This is a genomic window from Alteriqipengyuania triglochinis (genome assembly GCF_054655655.1).
Genome location: NZ_BAAHNC010000001.1, coordinates 832982 through 856245, shown reverse-complemented (window position 1 = coordinate 856245; position 23264 = coordinate 832982). Strand labels below are relative to the sequence as shown.

Below are 23264 nucleotides of genomic sequence, written 5' to 3'. Positions count from 1 at the left end.
AGGAACTCGACCGTGCGTATGGCGTCAACCCCGCCTAACCCATCAATTCCGCCGAGATTGCGCCCTTGTCGATGTTACCGGAAACCTTGATGGCGTGGCCCAAGAAAAGGTCGCCGTCGCTGAACCAAATGGAGAAAGTGCCATCTGGGGCGACCGTTAGATCGGTCACCGTCAGACGGGCCTGCCAGCTTTCCTTAGACAATTCCTCCCCTACATCCGCCCAGCTTTGCCGCCAGGTGGGGTGAAGGTCGGCGTAGGCGCGGTTGACGCACTCGGAGTGGCAAGGTTGTTGTCTTTCCAGCAGGGCCAACGCGTTTGCGGCTGCAACCTCTGCATCTTCAAGCTGGCAATCAAGCGTCAACCGTATCGCTTTGCCCAGCCATTGGGCGTAACCTTCGTACCAGCCGATCCGCCGGTCGCGGGTGAATTCGCCCAGTTGCGGATGTGCGAAGAGCAGTTGCTCGGACGGGACAAAGTTGGCGATTGCGTCGTCTTCTACTTCGCCCTCGAATTGGGTCACGATCGCTGACCATTTCGCACTATTGTTTTCAGCGAGGTTTGAAACAGAGGCGGCAATGGTCGTGCCGGTCTCGAACATTGCCATCATGCTATCGGCTTCGGCACGCTCCAAACCGTAAACGCCGATACGAAGCGGTGCGTCATTCGGAGCTTCACCCTGCATGCGCCAGGGCTGCAGTACGACGCCAAACTCCCAGCCTGGGCGACCGAACAGTTCGCCGCTGCTGGAGCTGAACGAAGAGATCTTGCCGAGGACCCGTTGCCCTCTCATGTCTACCCGAGCCGCGCCAGTGCCGCGCGCAACCGGTCGATCTCGCTGGCGTGGAAGGCCGCGTCGGCCTTCGCCTTCTCGACCGCTTCGGGCTTGGCCTTCTCGACGAAGGACGGGTTGGAAAGCCGCTTGTCGAGCGATCCGAATTCCTTCTGGCTCGCCTCCATCGCCTTGGCGAGGCGGGCTTTCTCCGCCTCGACGTCGACATGGCCTTCCAGCGGAAGGACGAATGCATCCTCGCCTGCCGCCACCTGCATGGCGGGGCCTGCTGGCGCTTCCTCGCCGACATGCAGCGGGGTGAGCCGCGCGAGCCGTTCGATGGCGGCGGCGCTGCGTTCGACCACGCGGGTGCCCAGCGGGGAGGGGGCGGGCAGCCATGCTTCCAGCTTGGCACCGGGCGCGATGCCCAGCTCGTTCTTCGCCGCGCGGATCGCGGTGGTAAGCTGGATGACCCAGTCGATCGCGGCGACCGCGTCCGCGTCCACTTCGGCCTGCGGTTCGGGCCACTGGGCGAGGATCAGGTCGTAGGGGCGTTCGCCGCCCTGGAACTGCGCCTGCGCATGCCAGAGCTCTTCGGTGACGAAGGGCATGAAGGGGTGCAGCATGACGAGGATCTGGTCGATCGCCCAGCCGGCCACCGCGCGGGTTTCCTGCGCGGGCGGGCTGTCCGCATCCGCGCCATCGGTGGCGAAGACGGGCTTGATGAGTTCGAGATACCAGTCGCAGAAGCGATCCCACACGAAGTGGTAGATCGTATTCGCTGCGGCATCGAAGCGCAGGTCGGCCAGCGCCTTGTCGATCGTCGCCTTGGTTTCGATCACCTCGCCGATGATCCACGAATTGACGGCGAGCGTGGCCTTGGGCGCGGCGACGCTCTGCGATGCGCCGATCCCGTTGGTCTGGCAGTAGCGCACCGCGTTCCAGAGCTTGGTCGCGAAGTTGCGATATCCCTCGACCCGCTTCTCATCCATCTTGATGTCGCGGCCCTGGCTTTCCATCGCCGCCATGAAGAAGCGTAGCGCATCGGCGCCGTACTGGTCGATCAGGATCAGCGGATCGACCACGTTGCCCTTCGACTTGCTCATCTTCGAGCCGTCGGCGGCGCGCACGAGACCGTGGAGATACAGCTTCTCCCATGGCTTGGTGCCGGTGTTGAAATAGCCCGCCATCAGCATCCGCGCGTCCCAGAAGAACAGGATGTCGAACCCGCTGATGAGCAGCGAGTTGGGGTAGTGCTTTTCAACGAGGTCGGTGTTGTCCGGCCAGCCGAGCGTGGCGAAGGGCCACAGCGCGGAAGAGAACCACGTGTCGAGAACGTCGTCGTCCTGCCTCAGGTTCACGCCGGGCCCGGCGAGGCTCTGCGCCGCCTCGGCATCTTCGGCCACGATCACGCGGCCGTCATCGGCGTACCACGCGGGAATGCGGTGGCCCCACCACAGCTGGCGGCTGACGCACCACGGCTGGATGTTCTCCATCCAGTTGAAGAAGGTCTTCTCCCACGTCTTGGGGACGATCTCGACCTCGCCGCTGCGCACCGCCTCGATCGGCTTTACCGCCAGCTTTTCGGCATCGACATACCACTGGTCGGTCAGCCACGGCTCGATCACCACGCCGCCACGGTCGCCGAAGGGGGTCGCGATTGTACGCGGTTCGGCGTCGTGCTCGACCTCTTCGCCCTTCTTGGTCTTGGCGATGTGCGGGATCAGGTAGCCGTCGGCCTTCAGCCGCGCGACGACCGCTTCGCGCGCGCCGTTCAGCTCGTCACGGCGGAAGCGGTGCAGGCCGATGAATTCCTCTGGCACCAAGCCGTCGGCGGTCTGCACGACATCGCCGTTCTCATCGAGCATGTTGAGCATTTCGACAGGGGCAATCCCTGCGCGCTTGCCGACCTCGAAATCGTTGAAGTCGTGCCCCGGCGTAATCTTCACCGCGCCCGAACCCAGCTCGGGATCGGCGTGTTCGTCCGCCACGATGGGGATGCGGCGCCCGGTGATCGGCAGGATCACGTGCTTGCCGACCACCGACCGGTAGCGCTCGTCGGTCGGATGCACAGCCACGGCCATGTCGGCGAGCATCGTCTCGGGCCGCGTGGTTGCGACCTCGATGTAATCGCGCCCGTCGCTGAGCGTCACGCCCTCTTCGAGCGGGTAGCGGAAGTGCCAGAAGTGGCCGGGGATCGTCTGCTGTTCGACCTCGAGGTCGGAGATCGCGGTCTTCAGCTTGGGGTCCCAGTTCACCAGCCGCTTGTCGCGGTAGATCAGGCCCTCGTTATACAGGTCGACGAACACCTTGGTGACGGCGTTGGAGAAATGCTCGTCCATCGTGAACTGCTCGCGCGACCAGTCCATCGAACAGCCCAGCCGCCGCAGCTGGCCGGTGATCGCCCCGCCGCTTTCCGCCTTCCAGTCCCACACCTTCTGCACGAAATCCTCGCGCGAATAGTTGGTGCGCTTGTCCTGCTTCGCCTCCAGCTGGCGCTCGACCACCATCTGCGTGGCGATCCCTGCGTGGTCCATGCCCACCACCCACAGCGCGTCCTTGCCGCGCAGCCGTTCGTAACGGACTATGATGTCCTGCAGCGTGTTGTCCAGCGCGTGGCCGATATGCAGGCTGCCGGTGACGTTGGGCGGCGGATTGACGATGGTGAAGGGGGCGGCATCGGGGCGCTCGGGCCGGAAAGCGCCGGTCTCCTCCCAGTGCGCATACCAGCGGGCTTCGATGTCGGCGGGCTCGAAAGTGGTCGAAAGCGTGTTCGTCATGGGACATCCCATAAGCAGCCCGCCGCGCGCTTGTCACCCATCGCCGCACCCAATGGCTTGTGATGACGGCACTTTGCCCGCATAGCGACCCCGATGGGCACCGCAGCGCAGTATACGCTCGACAAGAACGACGGGGGGCGCACCGTTTTGCGGCTCTCCGGCCCCTACCTGCTGTCCAGCATCGGCGAGATCGAGAAGGACCTGCGCAAGCTCGACTCCGATTTCGATGCGATCGACCTTGCCGACGTCAGCGAGATCGACACCGTCGGGGCATGGTTCACCTGCAATCTGGCGGAGAAAAACTCCGCCGAGGTGATCAACGCCAGCGAGCGGGCCGAGCGGCTGATGAAGGCCGTGGGGCAGAGCGAGAATAAGTTCCCGATGCAGGCGCCGCGCTCCGCGCTGTTCCAGCGCGTTTCCGAATCGACGGGCGACAAGGTGTTCGAGGCCGGGCGCGGTGTCGGCAGCATCGTCGGCTTCCTGGGACAGATACTGGTCGGCGTTGCCGCGCTGGTCCGCCACCCGCGCCGCTTTCGCTACCGGGCGCTGGTGCACCAGTTCGAATCGGTCGGGGTCAATTCTCTGCCGATCATCGGGTTGATGAGCTTCCTGATCGGCATCGTGATCGCGCAGCAGGGAGCCACCCAGCTGCAGTATTTCGGGGCCGAATCGCTCACCGTGAACCTTGTCGGGCGGATTACCTTCCGCGAACTGGGCGTGCTGATGACCGCGATCATGGTTGCTGGCCGCTCCGGCTCCGCGTTCGCCGCGCAGATCGGCACGATGAAGCTGACCGAGGAAATCGACGCGATGCGCACGATCGGCATATCCCCGATCGAGGTGCTGGTGATTCCGCGCATCTTCGCCTGCGTCTTCATGATGGTGCTGCTGGGCTTCTACGCCTCCATCATGGCGGTCGTGGGTGGCGCGGTGATTGCCGACCTGATGCTGGGCATTCCGTTCTGGACCTTCCTGATGCGCATCCAGGAAGTGGTGCCGACCTACGATGTGTGGGTCGGCATGGTGAAGGCCCCGGTCTTCGGCCTGATCATCGGCATGGCAGGCTGCTACCAGGGCATGCAGGTAAGCGGCAATTCCGAGGAAGTCGGCAAGCGCACGACCAAGGCGGTGGTGCAGGCGATCTTCACCGTGATCGTGCTCGATGCCTTCTTTGCAGTGTTCTTCACCAAGGTGGGCTGGGCATGAACAACTTGGTGGAAGAGATCTTCGGGGAGGACAAACCCGAGCATCACGAGCGTTTCCGGGGCGAGTATCCCGTCCGTGTACGCGGGCTGGTCAACCGCTTCGGCGACCAGACAATCCACGAGGATCTCGACCTCGATGTGAAGCGCGGCGAGATTCTCGGCGTGGTGGGCGGGTCGGGCACCGGCAAGTCCGTTCTGATGCGTTCGATCATCGGGCTGCAGCAGCCCGATGCGGGCGAGATCGAGGTCTTCGGCCAGTCGATGACCGACGCCGAGCCGGACGAGGCGCTGGGCGTGCGCAACCGCTGGGGCGTGCTGTTCCAGGGCGGCGCGCTGTTCTCCACGCTGACCGTGGGCGAGAATGTGGAGGTGCCGCTCAAGCAGTTCTACCCCGATCTCGACGCCGAAATGATCCGGCAGATCGCGCGCTACAAGGTGGTGATGTCGGGCCTGCCCGAAGAAGCGACCGCCAAGTATCCATCGGAGCTTTCGGGCGGGATGAAGAAGCGCGCCGGCCTTGCCCGTGCGCTCGCGCTCGATCCCGAACTGCTGTTCCTCGACGAACCGACCGCCGGGCTCGACCCGATCGGTGCCTCCGCCTTCGACCAGCTGACCAAGGGCCTCAAGGAGACGCTGGGCCTGACCGTATTCCTGATCACCCACGATCTCGATACGCTGCATGAAATCTGCGACCGGGTGGCGGTTCTGGCCGACCACAAGGTGATCGCGGTGGATACCGTGCCCAAGCTGATGGAACTGGACCATCCGTGGATCCAGGAATATTTCAACGGCCCGCGTGGCCGCGCCGCGCTGACGGCGCAGGCGCTCGACGAATTGCGGCGGCACATGGACATGCCCATCGCCGCCGAGACGCTCAAAGCGTTGGACAAAAACGCCAAGGGCGAGGCATAGGGGCCGCATATGGAGACGAGAGCCAATCATGTGTGGGTGGGTGCGGTAACGCTTGCCATCCTCGTCGCGCTGGCGCTGTTCATCGTCTGGATCGCGCGGCTGGGTGAAACCGACCGCAAGGAATATGACATTTTCTTCAAGCAGTCGGTGTCCGGGCTCGCCAATGGCAGTCAGGTGTCCTTCGCCGGGGTGCCGGTGGGCCAGGTGCGCGATATCTCGCTGTGGGAGACCGACCCCGAATTCGTCCGCGTGCGGGTTGCGGTGAAGACCGAAGTGCCGGTGCTGGTCGGGACCACCGCGACCGTGCAAAGCTCTTTCACCGGGGTTTCGACCATCCTGCTCGACGGGGCGCGCAAGGGCCGTCCGCCGATCGATTGCGAGACCACGGCCTGCCCCGAAGGCGTGCCCGTGATTCCGCCCAAGGCAGGTGGCTTCGGCGAAATCCTCGCCAATGCGCCGCTGCTGCTGGAGCGGCTGGCGACCCTGACGGAGCGGCTGACCATGCTGCTGTCGGACGAGAACCAGCGGCAGCTTGCGGGCATCCTGCGCAACACCAACGCGATTTCGGCAGAGGTCGCGGACGCATCGCCGCAATTGCAGGGCGCGCTGGCCGAAATGCAGATCACCCTGCGCGAGGCAAGTGAAGCGCTCGACGCGTTCGAGAAAACCACCGAGTCGACCAACGACCTGATCAACCGCGAAGGCGAGTCCATCGCGGACGAACTGCGCAACACCCTGAGCAAGGCGAACAAGACCGCCGAAACGCTCAACGCGACGCTGGAGCAGGCGCAGCCGGCCGTCCGCACGCTCAACGACCGTACGCTGCCCACCGCGAATGCCACGCTGGAAGACCTGCAGGCGACCAGCCGTTCGCTGCGCAGCCTGACCGAGCGGCTGGAGGACAAGGGCGCGACCGACCTTCTCTCCTCGCCCAAGCTGCCCGACTACGAACCGAAGGATTGAGAGCGATGCCCTTTTCCCGCCTGACGATCCTGCGCCTTTCGCTTCTTGTCGCTGCACCGCTCGCGCTGGCTGGCTGCATCAGCATCGGCGAAGATCCGCCGCCCGCACTGCTGACGTTGACGCCCGCCGCGCAGGTAGAGGTTGGCACCGGGCCCGAGGGCGAGGCCTCCGGCGCGCTCACCGTGATGCAGCCCGAAGTGCCGGGCAGCCTCTCTGTTACCCGCGTTCCGGTGCAGGTCGACCCCTCGACCATCGCCTATCTCAAAGATGCGGTGTGGGTCGATCGGCCGGCCAAGCTGTTCCAGAACCTGCTGGTCACGACTTTGCGGCAGCGTACCGGGCGGCTCGTCCTCGACGATGTCGAGAGCCGCACGGGCACGTCCACGATGCTGCGCGGTACGCTGCGCGAATTCGGCTACGACGCGCAGAGCGGCGCCGCCGTCGTCACCTATGACGCGATCCGCGAGAATGGCGGGCGGCTGGAAACGCGCCGCTTCACCGCGAGCATCCCCGGCGTTCCCGCCGAGGCAAGCCCGGTCGGCTCCGCGTTGAACGAAGCTGCTAACCAGGTTGCGCTGGACGTGGCCGACTGGATCGGCGGCTAGCTAGACTCAACCCGGGGCACGAAGGAAGGCCTGCGGGCTGAACACCGGGCAACGCGCGCATGGCGGCGGGCGTAGATCTGGAAGTTTACTTTACCGGTCTTTTCGCGACAGCAGCGTCTCGAAACGCACTGCCTTCTACGCCCTTGGCGATCCGCAGCGTCGCTAGCGAGAATCGGGAGCGGGGCGATCACTTGTTCTGGCTTTTCCAGAACCTATCGAAGAGGGCTTCGCGACACGTCGCCGCGCGGCTGGACTTCCCGCTTATTCGGACCGTGCCGCGCGTGCGAAAACCAGCGCCTGCGTGAACTCGGCCTCGCGCTCGTCGCGGCGGGCCTGTGCTTCAGGATCGATGCCCCATTGCTCGGCCTGAAAGTCCTCTTCGAGGTTCGCGGCGGCCCAGAGTTCTTTCGGGTCGGTATCGTCTCGTAATCCAGAGAGCGCGATGCACAGCGACGCGGCGAGCGATCCGGCGACGTCCAGACCGCCAAGAACGAAGGCGTTCTCCTTTTCGATACGCTTTCGTATCGCAGTCAGGCTTTCGGCCGGTTGCGGGCGATGCAGGATGCCGTGCGTGCGGGTCAGCGCAATGCCGAGCTCGCCTTCGATCTCGCCGATGATCGGCTCCCACACCTGCGCCTGCCTGCGCGCCACCGCCTCGTCCGGCTCGGCCCGGTAGCAAAGCGTGTCGCCGTCGGCGAAGCCGAGCAGGCGCGTCACGACCGGTTCCGGATCGGCGGCGATCGAATCGAGCGCGCGATCGGCAAGGTCGCGCAAGGGGAAATCTTCGGGCCGGACGTCTTCGGGGGCGGCAGCCCATTCGCTCCGGAGAAGCTCACCCAGCGCCTGTGTCGGCACGACTTGCGGTGCACCCTCGCGCGTCCTGACCGGCCTGCCATCGAGCGTGACCTGCCATCCGCCGTCAACCTGCGTGAGTTCGGCATCCTTCCAGAATCGCTTCATGGCTGTTCGCGCTTCCACTTCTTGGCGAGCAGGATGGGCACAACGAAGAACAACAGCGCGCCGCCGATGAACAGCACCGGGCCAAGGGGACCGTCGCCTTGCGTCCGGCCTGCGACCATCAGGCCACCGGCCATGGCCATCAGGATTCCGGCGAGGCGGATGAACTGCAATGTCCAGTAACGCTTTGCCGCGCGGCTTTCTGCGGCATCGGGGGGGCGCTTATCGCTCAAGCAGATACTCCGTCAGATGTTCGGGCGTCTCGGCAATGAAGGCGGCGCCAGCGCGTCGCAACTCGTCGGGCTCGTGGTAGCCCCAGGCGACGCCGATGGGGGTGACGTGCGCGGCCTTGCCCATTTCCATGTCGAAGCTGGTGTCGCCGATCATCACCGTATCGACCGGCTCCGCAAGGCATTCGACCAGCGCCGCTTCCAGCATCTCGGGATGGGGCTTGGAGGGATAGCGATCGGCACCCTGCAGGCTCTCGAACATACCCGTCAGGCCGTGGGTGGCGATGGTGGAGGCAAGGCCGCGGTCGGACTTGCCGGTGGCGACGGCGAGCGTCCAGCCAGCCGCTTTCAGCGCCTGCAATATCTCGCGGATACCGGGGTAGAGCGGTTCGCGCAGCGCGCCGCTTTCGCGCGTTGCACGGAAATGCGCCTTGTAGGCATCGACCACCGCGACCGACTGGTCGCTTGTCGCATGCGGGGCGAGCTGCATTACCGCCTGCGGCAGGCTGAGGCCGACGATCCGGCGCACGGCATTGCGATCGGGCGCGGTCAGGCCGCCCTGCGCGAATGCGGCTTCCATCGAATCGCACACCGCCGCTTGCCCGTCGACCAGCGTGCCGTCGCAATCGAACACCGCGAGCTTCACGGTCATACGCCCGGCATCCCCATCATAGCGGCGATGGCCGGCCGCCCGGCGGCGATCTGGCCCTGCGCGATCCGCGTGCGTTCCGCCGCGGATTTCTTCTGTGACAGCTTGAGCGTCGGGCGCCATGTCTGCACTTCGATCTCGAACCCAGCGATGCCCCGGAACAGCTTGCTCCAGGTCGCATCGCTCGATTCCCCGGCGCGCCAAGGATCGCCTTCCATCCGGCTTTCTTGCCGGGCGATGACGGCAAGGAGGAAAGCTTCGAGTCCCTCGTCTGCCATCCGGCGCACGCGGCCTTCCATCTCGAGCGCGACGTAATCCCAGGTCGGCACCGTATCGCGGTTGTCGTACCAGCGCGGCGAGACGTAGGCGTCGGGCCCGTTGACCGTTACCAGCGCGGTCGCGCCGTCGAGATGGCGGGTCAGTGCATTGCCCCGCGCGAGGTGGAACTGCACCGCGCCGTCTCCGGTGGAGAGCAGCGGGGTGTGCGCCACGCGCGGGCCGTCGGGGGTGGTCAGGAAGACCATGCCGAAGCCGATCTGGTCGATCAGTGCCTCGAACAGCGCCCGGTCTTCACTGCGAAAGAGCGGGTTGGGATGCATCAGCGCTTGCCCTTGGGTTTCGGTTTCGCCTTGCCCGGGCCTTTTCCTTTCCCGCGTGCGAGAGTCTTGGCCGCCGGCTTGGACGTTGCGCGCGAACGCCGTTCGCCCCGGCGTGCCTTGCGATACTGCTTGGCGTGCTGCTTTGCGTCCTGCTTCTTTTCCGCCTTGGTCTTGGGCGGAGCCTCTTCGCGCAGCGGCTCGGCATCGCTCAGCGACAGGTCGAAGCCCATCTGCTCCATCGTCGTCGCGAAATGCTCGGGCAGTTCGGCAGTGACGTCGAGCTGGCCGCCACCGGGCTGGCTGATGATCAGGCGGCGCGCGTGGAGGTGCATCTTGCGGCTTATGCTGCCGGTCAGGAAGGCTTCCTGCCCGCCATACTTGCCGTCACCCACGATCGGATGGCCCATCGCCGCGCAATGCACGCGCAGCTGGTGGGTGCGCCCGGTCAGCGGTTCGAGTTCGAGCCATGCGGCGCGATTGCCCGCCCGCTCGACCACGCGATAGCGCGTCTTGGCGGGTTGCCCGCCTTCCACGTCGACATGCATCTTCTCGCCGCCGGTGCCCGGCTGCTTGGCGAGCGGGGCGTCGATCTCGCCGACGTGCTGTTCGGGCACCCCGACGACCAGCGCCCAGTAGACCTTCTTGGCGCTGCGGCCGGAGAATCGCTTGGAAAAGGCGGCGGCGCTGCCCGGCGTGCGCGCGATCAGCAGCACGCCCGAAGTGTCCTTGTCGAGCCGGTGGACGAGGCGGGGGCGGGGCCCTTCGCCTTCGACGAAAGCATCCAGCAGGCCGTCGACATGGCTGTGGGTCTTGCTGCCGCCCTGCGTGGCGAGGCCCGGCGGCTTGTTGAGTACGATCGCCGCGGGAGTCTCCTTGATGACCATCGCGTGCGCCTGCGCCTTTTGGTCCTCGGTCAGCTCGCGGCGGCGCGGGGCGGCCTTCGCTCGTGCCGGATTGCCGGGCGGGATTCGCAGCGTCTGGCCGGTGGCGAGTCGGTCGTCGGGCTTGGCACGCGCGCCATCGACACGAATCTGCCCGGTCCGGGCCCAGCGCGCCACGGTGGCGAAGCCGACTTCCGGCAGGTTCCGCTTGAACCAGCGGTCCAGCCGGATATCGTCATCGTCCTGCGCGACGATATATTGCCGGACTTCTCCCTTTTCGGGGCGTTTTTCATTCTCCGGCATTGGTCAGAACACTCGTGTGATGGTGAGGCCGAGGACCAGCGCGCCGAGCGACAGCGCAACCGATATCAGCACATAAAGAAACGCGGTGGTCGGTTGTCCACGCTCGATCAACAGCCAGGTTTCCAGCGTGAAGGCGGAAAAGGTGGTGAAGCCGCCCAGCAGGCCGACGCCCGCCATCAGCCGCACCGGCTCCGCAAAACTTCCACCGAATCCGCGCGCAAGGCATCCTGCGAGGATGCCCATCGCGAGCCCGCCAATCGCATTGGCCGCGAGCGTCGCCCACGGAAATGCGCCCAGCACAGGCTCGCCCAGCCATGCGGTCATCGCGCGGCTGAGCTGATAGCGCAACACGGCGCCGATCGCACCGCCAAGGCCAACGCCAAGCGATGCAGTGATGGGGGAAAGACTGGTCATTCGTGCGCCGTTCTCTATAGTGCCCGAAGGCTCGCGCCAACCCGGCACGCGCGGCGCTGCGCGTGAGATACGCGTCCCCGGCCGTGCGCGCCGAGCCTGCGCGTATGTGCCTTGCACGCGCGCCGCTTTTCGACTATAACCGCTCTATCGGAGCTGGCCGCTTCGGCGTTGCCGGCCGTTTCCACGTGACAATTTTCGCGGGTCCGCACCACGGTGCGTGCTCGCAAGTATCTGTTTAGAAAGGCGTTTTACTTTATGCAAATCATCGTTCGCGATAATAATGTCGACCAGGCGCTGCGGGCACTCAAGAAGAAGCTGCAGCGTGAAGGCGTCTATCGCGAGATGAAGTTGCGCCGCCACTACGAAAAGCCGAGCGAAAAGCGCGCCCGTGAAAAGGCTGCCGCCGTTCGCCGCGCACGCAAGATGGAGCGCAAGCGCGCCGAGCGCGACGGCCGCTAGGTTTGCACCGGACCTGCCGGGCCGCCCGCCGGCCCGGATGCAGGTGGCCTTCAAGACGACCTTGAACCGACGAACGGCTTGCGCCAGAGGGTTGCAAGCCGTTCGGCGTTTCTGCGCCGCACGAATCCGGCTCAGCCGCATGCCTTCAAGTCTTCCGGGAACTGATACATGACCGAAATCACGCGCGTCCCCCTCCGCCCGATCGCGAAGGGCTCGCTCACCAAGCTGTGGATCGGCGTCATCGTCGCCATCGGCCTCGCCGTGCTGCTCGCCTGGAGCCTCGTGCCGCAGGGCTACGGCCTCACCGTGATCGAGGAAGGCGAAGGGCCGAACCCGACGACCGAGGATGTCGTGTTCGTGAAGTATACCGGCAAGCTCGACGACGGCACGGTATTCGAGGAAACGCAGCCGCTGCCGCTGCCGCCGCAGGCCCAGGGCCTGTTCCCTGAGGGCAATCCGATCCCGCTGGAAAACATGATCCCCGGTTTCACCGAAGGCGTGTTGCAGATGCAGAAGGGCGGCAAGTACGAACTGCGCATTCCGGCGGATCAGGCCTATGGCGCAACGCCGCCTCCCGGCGCGCCGATTCCGCCGAATGCCGATCTGACTTTCGATATCGAGCTGGTCGACTTCATGAGCCGACCCGAGTTCCAGCAGCGCGTCCAGGTCATCACCCAGATGATGCAGGAACAGCAGGGCGCCATGATGGGCGCGCCCGGCGGCGCTCCGATGCCCGAAGGGGCTGTCCCGCCGCAATAAGACGGCTATGGGCCCCTTTCCGGAAAGGGAGGGGCCGATGGCCGAACAGAGCGTTTTCGAGGACGGCGTCGAATCGGGCGCTGTCGCGGACACAGAACGCGAGCGGCACAGCGCGCGCAGTCGGGTCGAAACCGACTGGCCCTTGCGCCCCTGGATCTTCGCGGGCCTGCTGGCACTGGCAGGCCTCGCGATCCATCTCCTCACCGATAATGCGTACGAAAGCGGTCCGCGTTTCGCCGCCGCCGCCTTCATTGCTTTCGCCTGCGGGGCCTTCGTCTTCACCGCAGAGCGCGGGCGATATGGCGCCCCTGCGATCTTCTCGGTCGTTACCGGGCTCGTCGTCGGCGGGCTGACCTGGCGCGCGGTCGGCGCGGGCAATGATGTCGCGGACAGCGGCTATGCCGTGGCAGCGGGCGTGTTCGCCTGCCTGCTGGCGGTGCCACTGTTCCAGGCCGATTTTGTCCATCGCCGGATGCGGACCGACTACAAGGACATCCACTATTTCGTCTGGACCGACGCGATCACCGGCGCGGGTGCGGTCGCCTTCATGGGGCTCTCCTGGCTACTGACTTGGCTGGTCGCGTCCCTGCTTGACCTCGTCGGCATCCCGCTCAACGACCTGCTGCGGGCCGACTGGTTCGCGCCGACCTTCACCGGCCTCACGCTGGGCGCGGGGCTGGGCACGCTCCGCAACCAGCTGAAGATCATCGGCACGCTGCAATCGGTCGTGCTGCTGGTCCTGTCGATCCTTGCGCTGCCGCTCGCCATCGCGATTGCGGTGTTCCTGGGCGCGGTGGTGGTCTCGGGGCCGAGCGTGCTGTGGAATGCGACCGACTCGGCGACCCCGGTGCTGCTGGCAATTGCGATCGGCGCCTATGTGCTCGCCAACGCGGTTTTGCGCGACCGGGACGCGGACATGGTCGGTGGCGCGGTGCTGAAATGGTCGGGCTATGCGCTTGCGCTCGGCATCCTGCCGCTGGCGATGTTTGCCGCGATCAGCACCGGAGCGCGGATCGACCAGCATGGCCTCTCGCCCGAACGTCTGTGGGCGCTGTGCTCGCTGGTGGTCGCGGTGGCCTTCGGGCTCGGCTATTTCGTCGATGCGGTGCTCGGCTTTCGTGGTTCGTGGCGCGAACGCCTTCGCGCATCCAACCTGCGGCTTGGGCTGGCGACGGCGGCCTTCGCGCTGTTCCTCGCGCTGCCGATCCTGAATTTCGGCGCGATTTCCACGGGCGACCAGATTGCACGGCTGAACAGCGGCGCAATTTCTGTGGAGGAGTTCGATTTCTCCGCCCTGCGCTGGGACTTCGGTGAGCCGGGGCGCAACGCGCTGGAGCGGCTCGCAAAGTCGGAGGAAACGGCGATTGCCAAGGCGGCATGGATCGCTAAGCTCGAGGAGACGCGCCCCTATCGCTCGGTGCGTGCGCGCGACGAGCGCTCCGACATCGCGCTCGATTGGCAGGGTGGCGACCCGGCTTTTCGCAGGAAAATCGCGGATTATCTGGCTGCCAATAATCCGGTTTGCGAACCCGAGCGCAACTGCACTGCCATCGCGGCGGGGCGGTTGGAGGCGGGCGGGGCGCTTGCGGTGGTCTCCGATGGCCGTAGCGTTCAATATTACGGAGAGGATGCGGAGGGCGAAATCGGGCAGTATTTCGTTGTTCAGGGTCGACTGGTGCCCGAGAGCGAGCGCTTCGATCCCCAGCGCAATCCGGACCTGGGAGGAGAGCTCGATCTCGAATTGCGCCCATTCGAGGGGCGCCAGCTTTATGTCGATGGAAAGCCGGTGGGCGAGCCGTTCGAATAATCTGCCCGCTTGATGGTGCGCTGCGGCGCGGCTAACGCAGCCTCATGTCAATCACCCGCGAAGAAGTGGCCAAGATTGCCAGCCTCGCGCGCATCCAGATGGATGATGCGGAGCTGGATCGGATGGTCCCCGAACTCAACAATATCCTAGGCTGGGTCGAGCAGCTGGGCGAGGTCGATACGTCCTCGGTCGAGCCGATGACCGCCGTGATCCCGCAGGCCACGCGCCTGCGCGACGACGTGGTCGATGCCGATCCGCTGACCGCCGGTGGGCGGCGCGAGGATGTGCTCGCCAACGCGCCCGCGGCAGAGCATGGTTTCTTCGGCGTGCCCAAGGTGATCGAGTAGTGCGCCAATCCTCCTTTCTCGTCGCCCCGGACTTCATCCGGGGCAAGGCTGCCTTTGCAGCACTCGAAGTAAGCCCGGCCCCGGGGCAAGCCCGGGGCGACGGAGATGTTTGTGACTGATCTTACCGAACTCGGCGTCAAGGCCATCCGCGACGGGGTCGCCAAGGGCGATTTTACCGCGCGCGAAGTGGCCGAAGCCTTCAACGCCAATGTCGCCGCCGCCGAAGCGCTCAACGCGTTCATCGTCGTCACGCCCGAAAAGGCGCTCGAAGCTGCAGACGCAGTCGATGCCAAGCGTGCCAAAGGCGAAGAGCTGGGCACAATGGGCGGCGTGCCGATCGGCATGAAGGATCTGTTCTGCACCGACGGCGTGCAGACCACCGCTGCCAGCCACATCCTCGAAGGCTTCGTGCCGCAGTACGAGAGCACCGTGTCCGCCAACCTGTGGAAGGCTGGTGCGGGGATGCTCGGCAAGCTCAACCTCGACCAGTTCGCGATGGGTTCGTCGAACGAAACGAGCTATTTCGGCAACGTGCTGAGCCCGTGGAAGAAGGCGGGCAGCAATGCCGCGCTGATCCCGGGCGGGTCTTCGGGCGGTTCCTCCACCGCCGTTGCCGCGCGGCTCGCTCCGGCGGCCACGGGCACCGACACCGGCGGCTCGATCCGCCAGCCTGCCGCCGTGACCGGCATTACCGGGATCAAGCCGACCTACGGGCGGTGCAGCCGCTGGGGCGTGGTCGCCTTTGCGTCCAGCCTCGACCAGGCGGGCCCGATGGCGCGCGACGTCACCGATTGCGCGATCATGCTGGAGGCGATGGCCGGGTTCGATCCGAAGGATTCGACCAGCCTCGACATGCCCGTGCCGCAGTGGGAAGCGGGGCTGAGTGCGGACCTCACCGGCAAGAAGGTCGGCATCCCGCGCGAATACCGCATGGACGGGACCGATCAGGCGATCCTCGACAGTTGGGAACGCGGCAAGGAATGGCTGCGCGATGCGGGCGCTCAGATCGTCGATATCTCGCTGCCGCACACCAAATACGCGCTGCCCGCGTACTACATCATCGCCCCGGCAGAAGCCTCCTCCAACCTCGCGCGCTATGATGGCGTGCGCTACGGCCTGCGCGATCTGCCCGAGGGTGCCGGCCTGCAGGACATGTACGCCGCAACCCGCGCGGCGGGCTTCGGCGACGAGGTGAAGCGGCGCATCCTGATCGGCACCTACGTGCTCAGCGCGGGCTTCTACGACGCCTATTACACGCAGGCGCAGAAGATCCGCACGCTGGTGGCGCAGGACTTCGAAAAGGCCTGGGACGAGTGCGACCTGATCCTCGCGCCGACCACGCCCAATGCGGCCTTCCCCCTGGGCGGCTTCGACGGCGATCCGCTGGCGATGTACCTGAACGACGTGTTCGCCGTGCCTGCCAGCCTCGCCGGGCTGCCCGCGATGAGCGTGCCCGCAATGCTGAATGGCGACGGCCTGCCGCTCGGCCTCCAGATCGTCGGCAAGCCGTTCGACGAGCAGGGCGTGCTCAACGCCGGGCTGGCGATCGAGCAGCGCAGCGGGTTCGACGCGACGCCGGAGCGGTGGTGGTGAAATCAGAGTATGAAGCAGCAGCCGATCACATGCTCGATGCTGCATCAATCACCTGTGGCGGAATTTTTGCGGGGTATCTTGGCGTCCAAGTAGGCTCACAGGCGACTATCACACAGTACTTCTACCTGACTGGAATGTTCATCACGGCCATCCTAGTTGCCAGTTCAATCTACCTTCTCACTCGCGCAAACCTCCTGTTGCTCCTCCCAGGCATTGCATTCAGCTTGTTTTGCCTGATCCCGTCTGCCTTCGTTCTGGTTGAGTTTGCGGATCGGGTTGGAATTGATACCGATGTGATCTTTTGTGTATTGGTAGCGTGGCTCTTGGTGCCCGGCATGGCGCTCTGTTGGGGAATAGCTGCGAGAAGAGCGAGTTAAGTAATCAATGGCAAAATATACCATCCAGGGCGCGACGGGCGAATGGGAGGTCGTGATCGGCCTCGAAGTCCACGCGCAGGTCACCTCCAACGCCAAGCTGTTCAGCGGCGCGTCGACCGAGTTCGGGGCCGAGCCCAACACGCAGGTCAGCCTGATCGACGCCGCGATGCCGGGCATGCTGCCCGTGCCCAACCGCGAGTGCATTCGGCAGGCGGTGCGCACCGGCATGGCCATCGAAGCGCAGATCAACGCGTGGAGCCGGTTCGACCGCAAGAACTACTTCTACGCCGACCTGCCGCAGGGCTACCAGATCAGCCAGCTCTACCACCCCATCGTGGGCGAGGGGCAGCTGCTGATCGAGGCGGACGAGAAGGCGGGTATCCCCGAAGACAAGATCATCGGGATCGAGCGCATCCATGTGGAGCAGGACGCGGGCAAGCTGATGCACGATCAGCATCCGACGATGTCCTACGTCGATCTCAACCGCGTCGGCATCGCGCTGATGGAAATCGTTTCCAAGCCGGACATGACGTCTCCTGGAGAAGCAGGGGCTTACGTGCGCAAGCTCAGGTCGATCCTGCGCTATGTCGGATCGTGCGACGGCAACATGGAAGAAGGCTCGATGCGCGCGGACGTCAACGTCTCGGTGCGCAAGGTCGGCGATAAAGAGTTGGGCACGCGGACCGAGACGAAGAACGTGAACAGCGTGCGCTTCGTCATGCAGGTCATCGAATACGAGGCGAACCGCCAGGTCGATGTGCTGGAAAGCGGCGGGAGCGTCGACCAGGAAACGCGCCTGTTCGATGTCGCCACCGGCACCACGCGGACCATGCGCAGCAAGGAAGACGCGCACGATTATCGCTACTTCCCCGATCCCGATCTCCTGCCGCTCGAACTCGACGATGCCTTCCTGAGCGAATGCCGCGAGAGCCTGCCCGAACTGCCCGACGCCAAGCGCGCGCGGTACGAAGGCGAGCTGGGCCTGACGCCCTACAACGCGCGCGAACTCACCGCCGAGGTGGAAACCTTCGGCCGCTTCGAAACGCTGCTCTCCGCTACCGCAGCGAAGATCGGCAAGCCCGAGAAGGCAGTCGCCACGCAGGTCGCCAACTGGGCGCTGTCCGTGGCGCCGGGCGTGCTGAAGTCGCTCGGCGAGGAAGCCGATCCCGCGAACGCCACGGCAGAGGCGCAGGCGAGCATCCTCGCGATGCAGGACAAGGGCGAGATTTCGGGCGGACAGGCCAAGGAAATCTACGAAATCGTCCTCAAGACCGGCCGCGACCCCGAGGAAATCGCCGATAGCGAAGGCCTCAAGCAGGTCAGCGACACCGGCGCGATCGAGGAGGCGATCGACGCGATCATCGCCGCCAACGAAGACAAGGTCGAGCAGTACAAGGCCGGCAAGGGCAAGCTGTTCGGCTTCTTCGTCGGCCAAACGATGAAGGCGATGCAGGGCAAGGCGAACCCGGCGGTGGTGAACCAGATCCTGAAGGACAAGCTGGGGTGATGCATCTGACGCTGTCCCCCGCCGGCCGCGCGCTGGTCGTAACGGGGGCAGCGCTGTTTCTGGTCGGCGTCGCCCAAGGCGCGGTCGTCGACCTGCACGCCAATCCGCGCGTGGCGCTCTCGGCGCATCTGGACGCTGTGCAGAGCGGCATGGCGGTGATGCTGGCGGGCCTTTTGTGGCATGCGGCAGGCCTGACTGCGCGTGCGGAAGCATTCGCCCGCTGGACGCTGGCGATCGGCATGGTCGGCCTGTGGCTAGGTATCACGCTCGCGGCGATCACCGGGGCTAGCGAGGCGTTGCCGATGGCGGGCGAGGGCCATAGCGCTCGGCCGACGACCGAGGGCACCGTCACTATGGTGATCCTGGCATCGAGTGCATCGCTGGCTGCAGGGTGGGCGATGTTCGTTTGGGGACTGGTCCGCAACCAGAGCAATGTACGCTCCTAACGGGAGGTACCATTCGAAAGCGTCCTCGTCCGAATGCTGAAGGTGCTAATGCGCGCAGGGAGCGCTTACCGATGACCGCGATCGTTCTCGTCCATCCCGAAATTCCCTGCAATACGGGCGCAGTCGGGCGCACATGTGTGGCGCTCGATATGGAACTCGTCCTGATCCATCCGCTGGGCTTTACGATCACCGATACGCGGCTCAAGCGGGCCGGCCTCGATTACTGGCAGCATATCCGGCTGGCGGAATTTGCGAGCTGGGAGGCGTTTCTCGCCGAGCGCACGCCGCGCGGCGACCAGCTGTTCCTGTTCGAGGAATATGCCCCGCGCAGCTTCTACGAGCCCGACTATCCGGCGGATGCCTACCTCGTCTTCGGGCGTGAGACCAAGGGCCTGCCCCGTGACATCGTGGAGGCGCACCGCGAACAGATGGTCAGCCTGCCGATGAAGAGCGACAAGGTGCGCTCGCTCAATCTGGCTAATACCGTGGCGGCGGCCGCCTATCAGGCGATGCGGCCCTAGTTCGAGAGCGTGTAGGTCGCGGTGCAGGTCCACGTGGCATCGCCGCTGCCGGTCTCGCGGCAGCTCACCCGGTTGCCGTCGGGACGCTGGCCGACGGGCTGGTCGTACTCGCTATGGGCCTTGGCAGACAGGCGCGTTGCGGCGGCGACCCGTGTGGGGCCGGTCGCGCTGACCTGAACCGCGCGCTCCGCAGGCTCCGCGGCGTCGGCGGTTTCTTCCCCGGCATAGGCCTCATCGGAATCCTGCGCGCCGCCGGCATCGACATAGCGGCTGTCCACCCAGCCGGTCAGGCAGGATCCCGGATAGGCGCGCGGCGACTCGACCGGGTACGACAGGTCGCATTCTTCCCCATCGCCCAGCGTGCCGTCGCCGGGATAGATGATCCCGTACCAGTCCCCCTGACGGTCGCAGACATAGAAGGGATCGTCTTCGTAAAGACCGTCGATCGCGATCGCATCGGTCGTCGGGGCCTCGATCACGGCGAGGATATCCTCCGCCCCGCGGGGGAGATTGCCGACCCGGCCGACCCTGTCGCACGCGCTTTGAAGCGGCCCGTCGCGGCCGATCCTGACGGCGAGCGGTCCCTGCGCGGCAACCGAAGCGGGCTCTTCGGGATAGTCCGCCTCGTCCATGTCGCGCGACGATATGATTCCGCCCGTGACGGCGGCCGATGCCGGCTCGTCATCGTCGGAGCCGCGCTGTGCCAACAGGAAGGCGACGGCGCCCGCCAGCAGTAGGATCAGCGCGATGAGCACTGCGGTGGTGCGATTGATCTTCATCGTGTCCTCGCCATTCGGGGGGGAGACCGAACGAGCCACTCGATTTTTAGTCGAGAAAATGCGGATCGGGGAAGCCACAAAAGAAAAGGGCCGCCGGATCGCTCCGACGGCCCTTCGTGCTCGGTGATACCTGGGATCAGCCCTGGCGTTCGCCCGTCAGCGGCATGTCGCCGAAGGCGCCCGCGTTGACCTTGCCGGTCAGCTGGTCGCCATTGACGGTCGCTTCGCAGTTGAGCTCCATCGGCATCGGGACGGTCATGTCCATCTTCCATTTGAGCGTGTCGCCGGCAATGGTGCCGTCCTTCACGTCCATCGAGCCCATGCCGCCGGCCATCGAACCGGTGAAGGTGTTGCCATCGTCGCCGGGGACGACGGTGAAGGTGCCCTTCTGGTCACCCATCGGGCTCTTGACGACGGTGTCATAGGTTCCGGCTACGGACATAAGCGGTACTCCTCTCGCGTGTGTGGGTAGGGCGGGCCATCGCCCGCACCTACATTCATGTCAATAATGCTTACTCTACCTCAATGGTTTCCACCGGCAGGCCGAGAGATTCGAGCTGCGGGCCGACCTTTTCGGCATCGCCGACGATGACCCAGGTGAAATGATCCGGATCGATCGCCGCACGTGCGGCCGCATCCAGGCTCTCGCGGGTCTGGGCGCGATACTTTTCGGCCAGCGTTTCCTGGTAGTTCATTGGGCGCCCGTAGAGCACATTGCTCTGCATCGCGCCGAGCACCGCGCTGGAGGTCTCGTATTGGCCCGGAAGTTCGGCGATTTCGGCATTGACGATGCGGGTCAGCTCGTCATCGGTCACGCCCTTGGTGGTGACGAATTCGCCGACTTCGCGGATCAGTTCGGCCAGCGCATCGCCCGTGCGGTCCGCCTGCACCGGCGCCTGGACGAAATAGGCGACCGCATTTTCGTTGACGCCCGTCCCGCCACGCACGCCATAGCTCCAGCCCTTTGTCTCGCGCAGGTTCATGTTGAGCCGGGCGAGGAAGTTGCCGCCGAGGGCATTGTTGGCGTTTTGGAGGTCGATGAGGGTAGGATCCTTGGGATCGGTTTCGGTCATCAGACCGCCGAGGATGAAGCTCTGCGGCGAATTGGGGCGGTTGACCAGCACCACGCGCGCGCTTTCGGGCACGGAGGCAAGATTGCCGAAGGTCTTGGTCCCCTTGGCGGTGGCGGGGGCCTGCCAGTTGCCGAATGCCGCTTCGAGACCCGGCATCACTTCGGCCAGCGCCATGTCCGACACCACGAAGATCTCCGCGTTATCGGGCCGCAGCCAGGTCTGCTTGAAGTCGACCAGGTCTTCGCGGGTGATCGAGGAGACCGATTCCACCGTGGCCGAACCGCCATAGGGGTTGCTTTCCCCGTAGATGAGCGGGGTCGCGACGTAGGATGCGAGGCCACCCGGCGACTTCAGCGACTGCTTGATGCTCGTGACGGTCTGCGTCCGCACCCGTTCGAGTTCGTTCGGGTTGAAGGCGGGGTTGCGCACGATGTCGGTCATCAGGCCGAGCGATGGCGAGAGGTTCGCGCTCATCGCGGTCAGCGTGAAGGTCGACCGGTCGGACCCGCCGCCGGTCGAGATGATCGCGCCCAGCCGCTCCTTGGCCTCGGCGATTTCCTGCGAGGTGAGGCTGGTGGTACCTTCGTCCATCAGGCCCAGCGTCATCCCTTCGAGGCCGCGCATGTCCACCGGGTCGGCGGCCGAACCGGCATCGAAGCTGATCGCTACGCGGGTCACCGGCACGGTGTCGCGCTGCGCGTAGTGGACGGTGATCCCGTTGGAGAGCGTGGTCTGCGTCACATCGGGGAAGTCGAGTTCGGCCAGCGCGTTGATTTCCGGTGCCGGCCGCACCTTGGTCACTGTGATTTCGTTCGAACCGGGCTCGGCTTCGTCGGCGCCGCTCTCGGCTGCGACCGAGGCCGCTTCCTCGTACTCGCCGGTGCGCTCGCCCGGCTGGAGGACCAGGGTCAAGCTCGGCTTGGTCATCCATTTCTGCATCGCCGCCTGCACCTGCGCAGGCGTCAGCGAGGCGAGGATTTCGAGCTGGCGTTCGAAGAAGCTGGCATCGCCCGCCAGCACTTCGCCCTGTGCCAGCGTCACCGCCTTGCCGCCGAAGCCGCCGACCTGTTCGAGCCCGCGGATGGTGCCTGCGAGGTCTGCGGTCGCTGCGCGGCGGACTTCGTCCTCGCTCGGGCCTTCGGCGATGTACTGCGCTACGATCTCGTTCAGGCGCGCTTCGACCGTTTCGACGTCGACGCCCGGCTTCACGGTCGCGTCGAGGTTGAGGATGCCGACCCGCTGGAAGGCATAGTTGCCGGCCGAAACGCCCACGGCGAGCTGCTCGTCGCGCACCAGGATGTTGTCGAGACGGCTCGAGGCGAGGCCGCCGAGGATGCTCGCGCCGACCGAAAGTGCGGTCAGGTCTTCACTGGTAATGCCGGGGACGGACCAGTACTTGCTGATCTGGGTCGCCGCGACCTGATCCTGCATGACCTCGCGAACGTCTTCCTTGAGCTCCGTCACTTCGGCCTGGGCAGGGTTGTTCACCGGGCCGCGAGCGATGTCGCCGAAGTACTTTTCCACCAGCGGGCGGGCCTCGGCGGCGGAGATGTCGCCTGCCAGCACCAGCGTGGCGTTGTTGGGGCCGTACTTGCTGGTGAACCAGTTACGTACGTCCTGCATCGATGCCTGGTCGAGGTCTGCCATCGAACCGATCGGGGTGTGATCGTAGGGGTGGCCGTCGGGATACAGGGTCTTGATGATCTCGTAGAAGACGAGGCCGCCCGGCTGGTTGTCGCCCTGGCGCTTCTCGTTCTGGACGACGCCGCGCTGGTTATCGAGCTTTTCCTGCGTGATCGCGCCGAGCAGATAGCCCATGCGGTCGCTTTCCAGCCACAGCGCGCGCTCGATCGCACCGCTCGGCACGGTCTGGAAGTAGTTGGTGCGGTCGAAATCGGTGGTGCCGTTGTAATCGGTCGCGCCCATTTCCTGCAGGTACTGGAAATAGTCGTTCGGCGCGTTTTCCGATCCGTTGAACATCAGGTGTTCAAAAAGGTGAGCAAAGCCGGTCTGGCCCTTCGGCTCGTCCTTGGAGCCGACATTGTACCAGGCGGCCACACTCACGATCGGGGCCTTGCGGTCTTCGTGCACGATTACCGTCAGGCCGTTGGCGAGCTCGAATTTTTCGTAGGGGATGGCGACCTGGTCGACCAGCTTTTCCAGCGGTGCGACATCCTGGGCGACGGTTTCCTGGGCGTGCGCCGGTGCGGCGATATAGGCCGGAGCGGCCAGCGCAACGGCCAGCGCAGCGAGGCTGGTCTTGGGTGTGCGAAGCATGAAATTTCCCCTGTTTGGTCTAACGAACTGAAATCGTACAATATATAAGCAC

The 23264-nt window shown here is 65.1% G+C and carries 24 protein-coding genes; 13 read left to right on the top strand and 11 right to left on the bottom strand.

Features of this window, described 5'->3' with window-relative positions; genetic code table 11:
- Positions 1–34: 34 nt before the first annotated feature.
- Positions 35–790, bottom strand: coding sequence for a DUF2262 domain-containing protein (locus ACYQ0L_RS04285; protein ID WP_459787680.1), 756 nt, complete (start codon positions 788–790; stop codon positions 35–37).
- Positions 791–792: 2 nt separating this feature from the next.
- Complete coding sequence (locus ACYQ0L_RS04280; RefSeq protein ID WP_459787679.1) at positions 793–3549, bottom strand: valine--tRNA ligase; 2757 nt, start codon at positions 3547–3549, stop codon at positions 793–795.
- Between the two features lie 93 nt (positions 3550–3642).
- Here ACYQ0L_RS04280 and ACYQ0L_RS04275 point away from each other — a divergent pair, with 93 nt between their 5' ends.
- From ACYQ0L_RS04275 to ACYQ0L_RS04260, 4 genes are read left to right on the top strand one after another with little or no spacing between them, the layout of a single operon-like run.
- Complete coding sequence (locus ACYQ0L_RS04275; protein ID WP_459787678.1) at positions 3643–4755, top strand: MlaE family ABC transporter permease; 1113 nt, start codon at positions 3643–3645, stop codon at positions 4753–4755.
- Complete coding sequence (locus ACYQ0L_RS04270) at positions 4752–5666, top strand: ABC transporter ATP-binding protein (protein WP_459787677.1); 915 nt, start codon at positions 4752–4754, stop codon at positions 5664–5666. The genes ACYQ0L_RS04275 and ACYQ0L_RS04270 overlap by 4 nt, the downstream gene beginning before the upstream one ends.
- Before the next feature lie 9 nt (positions 5667–5675).
- Entirely contained in the window at positions 5676–6629 is a 954-nt protein-coding gene (locus ACYQ0L_RS04265; RefSeq protein WP_459787676.1) for an MlaD family protein, read from the top strand.
- Between the two features lie 5 nt (positions 6630–6634).
- On the top strand, positions 6635–7234 hold the full coding sequence (locus tag ACYQ0L_RS04260) for an ABC-type transport auxiliary lipoprotein family protein (protein WP_459787675.1): 600 nt from the start codon (positions 6635–6637) through the stop codon (positions 7232–7234).
- Positions 7235–7495: 261 nt separating this feature from the next.
- On the opposite strand, the gene ACYQ0L_RS04255 is transcribed toward ACYQ0L_RS04260, so the two are convergent.
- Genes ACYQ0L_RS04255 through ACYQ0L_RS04230 form a run of 6 tightly spaced genes read right to left on the bottom strand, consistent with a single transcriptional unit; the run spans position 7496 to position 11267 of the window.
- A complete protein-coding gene (locus ACYQ0L_RS04255; RefSeq protein ID WP_459787674.1) occupies positions 7496–8194 on the bottom strand; it encodes an ATP12 family chaperone protein in 699 nt (232 codons plus the stop codon).
- Positions 8191–8424, bottom strand: a complete 234-nt coding sequence (locus ACYQ0L_RS04250; RefSeq protein WP_459787673.1) for a hypothetical protein — start codon at positions 8422–8424, stop codon at positions 8191–8193. Before ACYQ0L_RS04250 ends, ACYQ0L_RS04255 begins: the two co-directional genes overlap by 4 nt.
- Positions 8414–9073 (bottom strand): HAD-IA family hydrolase, encoded by a 660-nt coding sequence (locus ACYQ0L_RS04245; protein WP_459787672.1) that lies wholly within the window; start codon positions 9071–9073, stop codon positions 8414–8416. Before ACYQ0L_RS04245 ends, ACYQ0L_RS04250 begins: the two co-directional genes overlap by 11 nt.
- Positions 9070–9669 carry an FMN-binding negative transcriptional regulator gene (locus ACYQ0L_RS04240; RefSeq protein ID WP_459787671.1) on the bottom strand — a complete coding sequence of 200 codons (600 nt, stop codon included), beginning with the start codon at positions 9667–9669 and terminating at the stop codon, positions 9070–9072. The genes ACYQ0L_RS04245 and ACYQ0L_RS04240 overlap by 4 nt, the downstream gene beginning before the upstream one ends.
- The gene (locus ACYQ0L_RS04235; RefSeq protein ID WP_459787670.1) at positions 9669–10853 is read right to left on the bottom strand and encodes an RluA family pseudouridine synthase; all 1185 of its coding nucleotides are present in this window, start codon (positions 10851–10853) and stop codon (positions 9669–9671) included. The genes ACYQ0L_RS04240 and ACYQ0L_RS04235 overlap by 1 nt, the downstream gene beginning before the upstream one ends.
- Positions 10854–10856: 3 nt before the next feature.
- Positions 10857–11267, bottom strand: coding sequence for a fluoride efflux transporter FluC (locus ACYQ0L_RS04230; RefSeq protein ID WP_459787669.1), 411 nt, complete (start codon positions 11265–11267; stop codon positions 10857–10859).
- 255 nt (positions 11268–11522) lie between these two features.
- Between ACYQ0L_RS04230 and rpsU the strand changes: the two genes are divergently transcribed.
- The 9 genes from rpsU (at position 11523) to ACYQ0L_RS04185 (ending at position 19083) form a co-directional block, all read left to right on the top strand.
- The gene (rpsU, locus tag ACYQ0L_RS04225) at positions 11523–11726 is read left to right on the top strand and encodes a 30S ribosomal protein S21 (protein ID WP_342516902.1); all 204 of its coding nucleotides are present in this window, start codon (positions 11523–11525) and stop codon (positions 11724–11726) included.
- A 168-nt stretch (positions 11727–11894) separates the two neighbouring features.
- The gene (locus tag ACYQ0L_RS04220) at positions 11895–12485 is read left to right on the top strand and encodes an FKBP-type peptidyl-prolyl cis-trans isomerase (protein WP_459787668.1); all 591 of its coding nucleotides are present in this window, start codon (positions 11895–11897) and stop codon (positions 12483–12485) included.
- 37 nt (positions 12486–12522) lie between these two features.
- On the top strand, positions 12523–14292 hold the full coding sequence (locus ACYQ0L_RS04215) for an ABC transporter permease family protein (RefSeq protein WP_459787667.1): 1770 nt from the start codon (positions 12523–12525) through the stop codon (positions 14290–14292).
- Positions 14293–14336: 44 nt separating this feature from the next.
- Complete coding sequence (gene gatC, locus ACYQ0L_RS04210; protein WP_459787666.1) at positions 14337–14639, top strand: Asp-tRNA(Asn)/Glu-tRNA(Gln) amidotransferase subunit GatC; 303 nt, start codon at positions 14337–14339, stop codon at positions 14637–14639.
- A gap of 111 nt (positions 14640–14750) precedes the next feature.
- Positions 14751–16232, top strand: coding sequence for an Asp-tRNA(Asn)/Glu-tRNA(Gln) amidotransferase subunit GatA (gene gatA / locus ACYQ0L_RS04205; protein ID WP_459787665.1), 1482 nt, complete (start codon positions 14751–14753; stop codon positions 16230–16232).
- Positions 16229–16609, top strand: coding sequence for a hypothetical protein (locus ACYQ0L_RS04200; protein ID WP_459787664.1), 381 nt, complete (start codon positions 16229–16231; stop codon positions 16607–16609). The genes gatA and ACYQ0L_RS04200 overlap by 4 nt, the downstream gene beginning before the upstream one ends.
- A gap of 7 nt (positions 16610–16616) precedes the next feature.
- Positions 16617–18116, top strand: a complete 1500-nt coding sequence (gatB, locus tag ACYQ0L_RS04195) for an Asp-tRNA(Asn)/Glu-tRNA(Gln) amidotransferase subunit GatB (protein WP_459787663.1) — start codon at positions 16617–16619, stop codon at positions 18114–18116.
- On the top strand, positions 18116–18562 hold the full coding sequence (locus tag ACYQ0L_RS04190; RefSeq protein ID WP_459787662.1) for a styrene oxide isomerase: 447 nt from the start codon (positions 18116–18118) through the stop codon (positions 18560–18562). The genes gatB and ACYQ0L_RS04190 overlap by 1 nt, the downstream gene beginning before the upstream one ends.
- Before the next feature lie 71 nt (positions 18563–18633).
- Positions 18634–19083 (top strand): tRNA (cytidine(34)-2'-O)-methyltransferase, encoded by a 450-nt coding sequence (locus ACYQ0L_RS04185; RefSeq protein ID WP_459787661.1) that lies wholly within the window; start codon positions 18634–18636, stop codon positions 19081–19083.
- Here the strand turns inward: ACYQ0L_RS04185 and ACYQ0L_RS04180 are convergent.
- From ACYQ0L_RS04180 to ACYQ0L_RS04170, 3 genes are all read right to left on the bottom strand, one after another.
- Positions 19080–19862 carry a hypothetical protein gene (locus tag ACYQ0L_RS04180; RefSeq protein WP_459787660.1) on the bottom strand — a complete coding sequence of 261 codons (783 nt, stop codon included), beginning with the start codon at positions 19860–19862 and terminating at the stop codon, positions 19080–19082. The genes ACYQ0L_RS04185 and ACYQ0L_RS04180 overlap by 4 nt on opposite strands.
- A 136-nt stretch (positions 19863–19998) precedes the next feature.
- The gene (locus tag ACYQ0L_RS04175; protein ID WP_115491741.1) at positions 19999–20304 is read right to left on the bottom strand and encodes a hypothetical protein; all 306 of its coding nucleotides are present in this window, start codon (positions 20302–20304) and stop codon (positions 19999–20001) included.
- A 70-nt stretch (positions 20305–20374) separates the two neighbouring features.
- Complete coding sequence (locus ACYQ0L_RS04170; protein WP_459787659.1) at positions 20375–23212, bottom strand: M16 family metallopeptidase; 2838 nt, start codon at positions 23210–23212, stop codon at positions 20375–20377.
- Positions 23213–23264: the final 52 nt, after the last annotated feature.

Coding starts and splice junctions, on each gene's coding strand:
- ACYQ0L_RS04285 (WP_459787680.1), bottom strand. CDS start 790: ATGAGAGGGCAACGGGTCCTCGGCAAGATCTCTTCGTTCAGCTCCAGC.
- ACYQ0L_RS04280 (WP_459787679.1), bottom strand. CDS start 3,549: ATGACGAACACGCTTTCGACCACTTTCGAGCCCGCCGACATCGAAGCC.
- ACYQ0L_RS04275 (WP_459787678.1), top strand. CDS start 3,643: ATGGGCACCGCAGCGCAGTATACGCTCGACAAGAACGACGGGGGGCGC.
- ACYQ0L_RS04270 (WP_459787677.1), top strand. CDS start 4,752: ATGAACAACTTGGTGGAAGAGATCTTCGGGGAGGACAAACCCGAGCAT.
- ACYQ0L_RS04265 (WP_459787676.1), top strand. CDS start 5,676: ATGGAGACGAGAGCCAATCATGTGTGGGTGGGTGCGGTAACGCTTGCC.
- ACYQ0L_RS04260 (WP_459787675.1), top strand. CDS start 6,635: ATGCCCTTTTCCCGCCTGACGATCCTGCGCCTTTCGCTTCTTGTCGCT.
- ACYQ0L_RS04255 (WP_459787674.1), bottom strand. CDS start 8,194: ATGAAGCGATTCTGGAAGGATGCCGAACTCACGCAGGTTGACGGCGGA.
- ACYQ0L_RS04245 (WP_459787672.1), bottom strand. CDS start 9,073: ATGACCGTGAAGCTCGCGGTGTTCGATTGCGACGGCACGCTGGTCGAC.
- ACYQ0L_RS04240 (WP_459787671.1), bottom strand. CDS start 9,669: ATGCATCCCAACCCGCTCTTTCGCAGTGAAGACCGGGCGCTGTTCGAG.
- ACYQ0L_RS04235 (WP_459787670.1), bottom strand. CDS start 10,853: ATGCCGGAGAATGAAAAACGCCCCGAAAAGGGAGAAGTCCGGCAATAT.
- ACYQ0L_RS04230 (WP_459787669.1), bottom strand. CDS start 11,267: ATGACCAGTCTTTCCCCCATCACTGCATCGCTTGGCGTTGGCCTTGGC.
- rpsU (WP_342516902.1), top strand. CDS start 11,523: ATGCAAATCATCGTTCGCGATAATAATGTCGACCAGGCGCTGCGGGCA.
- ACYQ0L_RS04220 (WP_459787668.1), top strand. CDS start 11,895: ATGACCGAAATCACGCGCGTCCCCCTCCGCCCGATCGCGAAGGGCTCG.
- ACYQ0L_RS04215 (WP_459787667.1), top strand. CDS start 12,523: ATGGCCGAACAGAGCGTTTTCGAGGACGGCGTCGAATCGGGCGCTGTC.
- gatC (WP_459787666.1), top strand. CDS start 14,337: ATGTCAATCACCCGCGAAGAAGTGGCCAAGATTGCCAGCCTCGCGCGC.
- gatB (WP_459787663.1), top strand. CDS start 16,617: ATGGCAAAATATACCATCCAGGGCGCGACGGGCGAATGGGAGGTCGTG.
- ACYQ0L_RS04190 (WP_459787662.1), top strand. CDS start 18,116: ATGCATCTGACGCTGTCCCCCGCCGGCCGCGCGCTGGTCGTAACGGGG.
- ACYQ0L_RS04185 (WP_459787661.1), top strand. CDS start 18,634: ATGACCGCGATCGTTCTCGTCCATCCCGAAATTCCCTGCAATACGGGC.
- ACYQ0L_RS04180 (WP_459787660.1), bottom strand. CDS start 19,862: ATGAAGATCAATCGCACCACCGCAGTGCTCATCGCGCTGATCCTACTG.
- ACYQ0L_RS04175 (WP_115491741.1), bottom strand. CDS start 20,304: ATGTCCGTAGCCGGAACCTATGACACCGTCGTCAAGAGCCCGATGGGT.
- ACYQ0L_RS04170 (WP_459787659.1), bottom strand. CDS start 23,212: ATGCTTCGCACACCCAAGACCAGCCTCGCTGCGCTGGCCGTTGCGCTG.